Below are 6,705 nucleotides of genomic sequence, written 5' to 3' on the forward strand. Positions count from 1 at the left end.
CGCGGCCTCCTAGGGCACGTAGTGCACGGGCTTGTGCGCGATCACCCGCCGCATGCGGGCGATATCGTTGGCCGTCACCTCGCTGGCATGGTTGCCCCAGCTGTTGCGGATGAAGCTCAGGATGTCGGCCAGCTCGGCGTTGGGAATCTGGGCGAAACCGGGCATGGTGAACGCCATGCGGTCATGCGCGGTCTGCGGTGTACGGCCACCGGCCAGCGTCACCTGGATCAGCGAACTGGGATCGTCGGAGAACACGATCGAGTTGCCGGCCAGCGCCGGATAGATGCGCGGCGCGCCCTTGCCGTCGGCGCGGTGGCAGGCCTGGCAATGCTCCGAGTAGCCCAGCGCACCGGGCTGGCTGTAGTCGCCGGCGCGCAGCTGCGCGGTGGTGGTGTCGGCGCGCGGCTTCCACTGCGGCGCACGTTCGGCACGCGCCGGCAGCTGCTTGAGGTAGTGCGCCATCGCCTGCAGATCTTCGGCACTCATGTGCTGGGTGCTGTGCTGGACCACATCGGCCATGCCACCGAAGGCCGCGGTGCGATCGGTACGTCCGCTGCGCAGGAACTCGACGATCTCGGCCTCGCTCCACGTCGCCAGGCCGATATCCTCATCGCGCAGGCTCTTGGCATACCAGCCTTCGAGCACCGAGCCGGACAGGAACTGGCCGCTGCCGTCCTCGCCCAGCGCCTTCTCCTGGAACGCCAGCCCGCGCGGGGTATGGCAGGCCCCGCAATGGGCCAAGCCCTCCACCAGATAGGCGCCACGCTGCGCACTGGCATCCAGTGCCGGATCCACCCGGTGCTCGCGCGGACGGGCGAACATCAGCTGCCACCACGACAGCGGCCAGCGCATGCTTGCCGGCCACGGAATCGTGGTCGCGGCGTTGGTCTGCGCCACCGGCGCCACGCTGGACATGAAGTAGGCATACAGCGCCTTGATCTCCTCATCGGAGTTGATCATGTAGGACACATACGGCATCGCCGGATACAGCGGCTGGCCATCGGCGCGGATGCCACGGCGCACCGCCCGTTCGAAATCGGCGTAGTCGTAGCCCCCGATACCGGTGGCCTTGTCCGGGGTGATGTTGGTCGAATAGAGGGTGCCCATCGGCGTCTGCATGCCCAGCCCGCCGGCAAACGCATTGCCGCCGGGAGCGGTGTGGCAGGCGGCGCAATCGGCCACGCGCGAGAGGTATTCACCGCGCTGGATCAGCGCGCGATCGTGGATATCGACCTCGGCCACCTGCCGCGGTGCGAACCAGTGTGGCGTGGAGCGGGCGACACCGTAGGCAACCGCCATCCCCGACACCACCACCAACACCAGCTTCGTGAGTTTCTTCATGCGACCTGCCTTACCGGGAGCGCGGCCATTCTCCCGAGGCCGTCTGCGCGGGGTCATGATCCAGATCAATCACCGCCGCGCGTCTGCCGCACCGCAACGCGCAAAACGTGCAAAGGCAAGGGCGTTGCGGCATTCCACCCGGACGGCGCAGGATCCAACCGCCAGCATAGGCAAAGCCGGAACATCGCCGGACTGAAGGCTGGCCTGCGGCGTTGCACCGGTACCGGAGGGTACGTGGCCGCTGCAGAAAAAAGGCCAGGCAATGCCTGGCCCATCGGTTGTGCCTGGTGTCAGGCGATTGCGTGATGCTGGAGCAGCGTGGCCACGTCCAGACGTACGGTTTTGATCGACAGGCACTGCGGACACACCCGCTCAAGCACCTTGATCGCGGGCTCGTACACCGCGTTGCATTTCCTGCACTGGATCCATCCAGTCATGTCGGCTTGCATAAGCCTCCCTTGTTGCTGTTACCACAAGCCGATCAGATGGGGGCCACTCCAGCGGTTTTAAAGGGGGAGACCACCAGACGCCCGCGGCGGCACCGGGACCACGTCCGGTCGCTGCCGCAGCCAGCCTCATCCCGGCAACCGGCAGGCCTAGAGATTTCCCAGCACATACAGCAATGCCATCACTGCCAGCGCAGCGGTCACCGCCGCGAAGAAGATCTTCCACGCACTGTAAGGACGCTCACCGGCAATCTCGCCGGTGTAGCCGTTGGCCAGTACCTGGTAGCTGCGCGCGCCATAGGTGTAGCTGACCAGCCACACCGGCACCAGGATGTGTTTGAAGGTGCGCGCGCTGTAATCGGCCTGTACCTGCAGATTGCGGTGTGTATCACCGGGTACCTGCTCGGCGCAAAGCGCGTTTGTCTGCGCCTGCATCTGCGCCACGTTCTGTTGCGCGGCCTGGCGCAGATCGACCTGGTAACGCTCCACCGTCCAGCCACGCACGAACTCGGGCGAATAGGCCTTCAGATCGGTGGTGGTCGGAAAGCTGCCGATCTTGTGCAGCAGCGCCATATGCACCCCGACCGTACCCGGCACCAGCTCGTCATCGAAGAAATGCCGCAGCGAGCCCGCCGCCGGTTCCCAGCGCGTGCGTTGCTCCTGTCGGGTCCGGGTATTGCCGTTGGAGTCGCGGTAACTCACCGTCACGTAATAGTGGTAGCCGGCCTCGGCCGTCCAGCGCGCGGACACCTGCGCATCGAACGTCCAGTAGGGCAGGTACACGCCCTTGAGCGTATCGGTCAACGCCGCACGCTTGAGCCGGTTCGGCGCGAACCAGCGCGTGCCGTACCACTTGCGCATGCCATCACGGACCTGCCCGTCGCTGATCTTGAACGGCAGCAGGCTCTGCGGGGTGATCGCATCGCCCAACGACTGGTGATCGATGATTGAGGGCGAGCCGCAGAACTCGCAGCGGTCGGCCACCTTGCCGGCGACGAATACCGAAATCGCATGGCAGCTCTGGCACTGCACTTCGCGTGACTGCGCGCCATAGCCGCGTTGCGCGGCAGGCGTGGCCGCCATGCTCTGCAGCAGGCCCAGCACACCACCCGGGCGTGCCTGCTCCGCCGGCAGCGGTGGAGGCTGCGTGCGCTCGGCCGCCTGCAGCCGCGCCAGCGCCTGCATCAGGTCCTGTTCGACCACAGCGGCACTGCCATCGCCCACACCGTCGGCGGCCTGCGCCAGCGGCACCACGGTGCCGCAGTACGGACAGGCCAGCGCCTGCTTGCCGGCATTCCATTGCAGATCCCCGCCGCATTCGGGACAGGGATGTTTACCAACCGTTGCGTTGTTCATCCGCCGCGCAGGAACTCTTCCAGTGCCGAACGGGCGATGCGGGTGGCCGTGCCGATCTTTCGCGCTTTCAGCTCACCGGTGGCGATGGCGGCCATCACGTCCTCCACCGACACCGACAAGGCCTGCGCGGCCTGCTCGGGGGTGAGTACGTCCAACACCGGTGCATCCGTGCTGGCGGCCGGCAATGGCGGCGGCACCGCCGCACCTGCGGCGGCCGGTGCGGTGCCCTGCATGCCGCGCATCATTTCCTGCGCCATGCCGAAGCCCATCGCCATCTGCGCCGGCACCGCGGCGGCAGCGGCTCCTTCACCGCCCTCGCCCATGCCGTGGCCCATCTGGTATTTGACGTAGTCGTTGAGGTTGCCGATCACGCCCATGCTCGAGCGCTTGTCGATGGCCTGTTCCACTTCCGGCGGCACCGACACGTTCTCCAGCACGAAGCTGGTGATCTCGATGCCGTACTTGCCGGACATGGCCGGGTTGATGATCGGCAGCAGCGCCTCGCCCAGTTCGGAATAGCGCTGCGCCACATCCAGCGCCGGCACACCGGCCCTGGCCAGCGCCTCGGTGAACACGCTGACGATGCGCGAACGCATGGTGTCGGCGAATTCGTCCAGACGGAAATTCTGGTCGGTACCCGCCACCTCCTTGAGGAACTTCGGCGGGTCGACGATGCGGAAATCGTAGGTGCCGAACGCGCGCAGACGCACCACGCCGAAATCGGCGTCGCGCATCATCACCGGGTTGGCGGTGCCCCACTTGTTGCCGGTGAACAGGCGCGTATTGAGGTAATAGACATCGCACTTGAACGGCGACTCGAAGCCGTACTTCCAGCCCAGGAGGGTGGACAGCACCGGGATGTTCGCCGTGCTCAGCGTGTGCTTGCCGGGACCGAACAGGTCGGCGTACTGGCCGGCGGCGACAAACTGCACCATCTGCGATTCGCGCACGATCAGCTGCGCGCCGTTCTTGATCTGGCGATCCTCGTCCGGCCAGCGGTAGGACAGCGTGTCACGCGAGTCATCGGTCCACTCGATGATCTCGATCAGCTCTTTCTTGATGAAGCCCAGAATGCTCATACCGCCTCCCGAATCGTCTGAGGGCCGATTCTAAGACGGAACGAGCAGAGCCAGCGCAGGGTCGCCGGCCCCGGGTACCGGTGCAATCAGGCGCGCAGTGCCGCCAGCAGGGTATCGATATTGCGCCGGTTCTTGCCCCAGTCCAGGCATTGCGTGGCCAGGATGCAGGTGCTGCGGAATACCGCGTGGCCCGGTGCCAGGGTGATGGCCACCGTTTCACCGAACGAGAACAGATTCAACCCGACCTTGGCGATCACGGTGCTGCCGTGGCGGCGGATATCCTGCCAGCCGGCCTTGCGCATGGCCGCTTCCACGGCTTCGACAGTGTGTGCACCGGGCAGGATGTGTTCGTGGAACGCGGGAAATGCGAACGTCATCAGAGGGCTCCTTCCGCAGACATGATCCATTCATATACCCAGCGTTGCCGCCAATGGCAAGCGCGTCCCCGGGGCGCCGCGGCCGTCAGGCCAGCTCCAGCCGCGGCGCCTCGTACCATTGCGCCTGCGGAAAATGGCGCGCCACATGCGCACGGATGAAACCGAGGCTGTCCGCGGCGATCACTTCATCATCGCTGTCGTCGCGGCAGTTCCATGCCACCCCGTGCAGCGTGATGCCGCGCGCGGCAATGGCCTCCAGCGACAGCAGTGTGTGGTTGATGCTGCCCAGCCGCCCGGAGGTCACCAGCAGTACCGGCCAGCCGCGCTGGACCACATAGTCGATGGTCAGCAGCTGCGCGGTCAGCGGCACCATCAGGCCACCGGCACCTTCCACCAGCACCGTGTCATAGCGCGCGCACAAACGCGCGGTGGCCTGTTCGATCGCGGCAAGATCCAGCTCACGCTGTTCCAGCCGCGCGGCCAGGTGCGGCGAGGCCGGATAGGCGTACAGCACCGGCATCGTCGTGCCATCGCGGTCTTCCTCGAACAGATCACAGCCCATGATGCGGCGGTGCATCAGGATGTCGTCGGACGCACCGACGCAACCGGTCTGCACCAGCTTCTGGGTGATGACGTTGTCCCCTTGCTCGAGCCACTGCCGCGCCAGCCAGCCGGTGACCACGGTCTTGCCGATATCGGTATCGATGCCACTGACGAATACCACCTTGCCGTTCATGCGCGCATATCCTCGTCCTGCAGGCTGGCCACCAGCGCCACCATGCCCTCGCACAGCTGTTGCAGCTGCGCCGGTTCAATCACATACGGCGGCATCACATACACCAGCCGTCCAAACGGGCGGATCCAGATGCCCGCCTCCAGCATGCGCTGCTGGATGCGTTCCAGCCGCAGCGGCGCCTTCAGCTCGATCACCCCGATCGCACCGAGCACCCGCACATCGGCCACCTGCGGCAGCGCGCGTGCCGGCGCCAGCCCCTCGTGCAGGCGGTGTTCGATCGCGGCCACCGTGCCCTGCCAGTCCTGCGACCGCAGCAGCCGGATCGAGGCGGCCGCCACCGCGCAGGCCAGCGGGTTGGCCATGAAGGTGGGGCCGTGCATGAACACGCCCGGCTCGCCGCTGGCGATCGTGTCGGCCACCGTGCGCGTGCACAGCGTCGCGGCCAAAGTCATGTAACCGCCGGTCAACGCCTTGCCGATGCACAGGATGTCCGGACTGATACCGGCATGCTCGCAGGCGAACAACCGCCCGCTGCGGCCGAAGCCGGTGGCGATCTCGTCGCAGACCAGCAGCACGTCATGCGCGTCGCACAACCGCCGCAGCTCGCGCAGGTACTGCGGATGATAGAAGCGCATGCCACCGGCGCCCTGCACGATGGGCTCGATGATGAACGCCGCCAGCGTGTCAGCGCGCTCGGCGAACAGTTGCGCGACCGGCGCGATATCACGCTCATCCCACGGTTCGTCAAATCCCGTACGTGGCGCCGGCACAAAGCAGCGCGCCGGCAGCGACGCACCGAACAGGCCATGCATGCCGGTGACCGGGTCGCACACCGACATCGCGTTCCAGGTGTCACCGTGATAACCGGAGCGGGTGGTGGCGATGTTGTTCTTGCAGGATTTGCCGCGTGCGGCCTGGTACTGCACCGCCATCTTCAGCGCCACCTCCACCGACACCGAACCGGAGTCGGCGTAGAAGATCGCCTCCAGCCCCGCCGGCACGATCTCCAGCAGCGCCTTGCCCAGCGCGATCGCCGGCTCATGGGTGAGCCCGCCGAACATCACGTGCGCCATCTTTCCCAGCTGCCCGATGACGGCCTGGTTCAACACCGGGTGGTTGTAGCCATGCACCGCGCACCACCACGAGGCCATGCCGTCGATCAGGCGGGTACCGTCTTCCAGTTGCAACAACACGCCATCGGCACGGGCGACCTTGAGCACCGGCACCGGGCCGCCCAGCGCACTGTAGGGATGCCACAGGTGCTCACGGTCGAATTGATCCATCACCATCATCCAGAACCACGCCGCGCGGGAGGCGGCTTGCAGGGCGCGTACCTTACGCCCTCGCCCGCAGCGGCGCACGTGCGCCGC

At 66.3% G+C, this 6,705-nt stretch carries 7 protein-coding genes; all 7 read right to left on the reverse strand.

All coding sequences use genetic code 11. The features are described from left to right. Positions 1-9: 9 nt before the first annotated feature. Positions 10-1,341: a c-type cytochrome gene (locus ARC78_RS08270; protein ID WP_057506072.1), complete on the reverse strand. Its 1,332-nt coding sequence runs from the start codon at positions 1,339-1,341 to the stop codon at positions 10-12. Positions 1,342-1,631: 290 nt separating this feature from the next. Then, positions 1,632-1,778 carry a hypothetical protein gene (locus tag ARC78_RS16760; RefSeq protein WP_157722938.1) on the reverse strand — a complete coding sequence of 49 codons (147 nt, stop codon included), beginning with the start codon at positions 1,776-1,778 and terminating at the stop codon, positions 1,632-1,634. 159 nt (positions 1,779-1,937) lie between these two features. After that, positions 1,938-3,143, reverse strand: a complete 1,206-nt coding sequence (locus ARC78_RS08275; protein ID WP_057506073.1) for a TFIIB-type zinc ribbon-containing protein — start codon at positions 3,141-3,143, stop codon at positions 1,938-1,940. Beyond that, positions 3,140-4,222 (reverse strand): SPFH and helix-turn-helix domain-containing protein, encoded by a 1,083-nt coding sequence (locus ARC78_RS08280; protein WP_054660360.1) that lies wholly within the window; start codon positions 4,220-4,222, stop codon positions 3,140-3,142. Before ARC78_RS08280 ends, ARC78_RS08275 begins: the two co-directional genes overlap by 4 nt. A gap of 86 nt (positions 4,223-4,308) precedes the next feature. Beyond that, positions 4,309-4,599 (reverse strand): hypothetical protein, encoded by a 291-nt coding sequence (locus ARC78_RS08285; RefSeq protein ID WP_054660358.1) that lies wholly within the window; start codon positions 4,597-4,599, stop codon positions 4,309-4,311. Between the two features lie 85 nt (positions 4,600-4,684). Next, complete coding sequence (bioD, locus tag ARC78_RS08290; protein WP_054660356.1) at positions 4,685-5,335, reverse strand: dethiobiotin synthase; 651 nt, start codon at positions 5,333-5,335, stop codon at positions 4,685-4,687. Continuing rightward, positions 5,332-6,618 carry an adenosylmethionine--8-amino-7-oxononanoate transaminase gene (bioA, locus tag ARC78_RS08295; protein ID WP_241772704.1) on the reverse strand — a complete coding sequence of 429 codons (1,287 nt, stop codon included), beginning with the start codon at positions 6,616-6,618 and terminating at the stop codon, positions 5,332-5,334. Before bioA ends, bioD begins: the two co-directional genes overlap by 4 nt. Between the last annotated feature and the right edge of the window lie 87 nt (positions 6,619-6,705).

Origin of the sequence: Stenotrophomonas pictorum JCM 9942 (genome assembly GCF_001431585.1) — a bacterium.
GTDB classification, from domain to species: Bacteria; Pseudomonadota; Gammaproteobacteria; order Xanthomonadales; family Xanthomonadaceae; genus Stenotrophomonas; species Stenotrophomonas pictorum.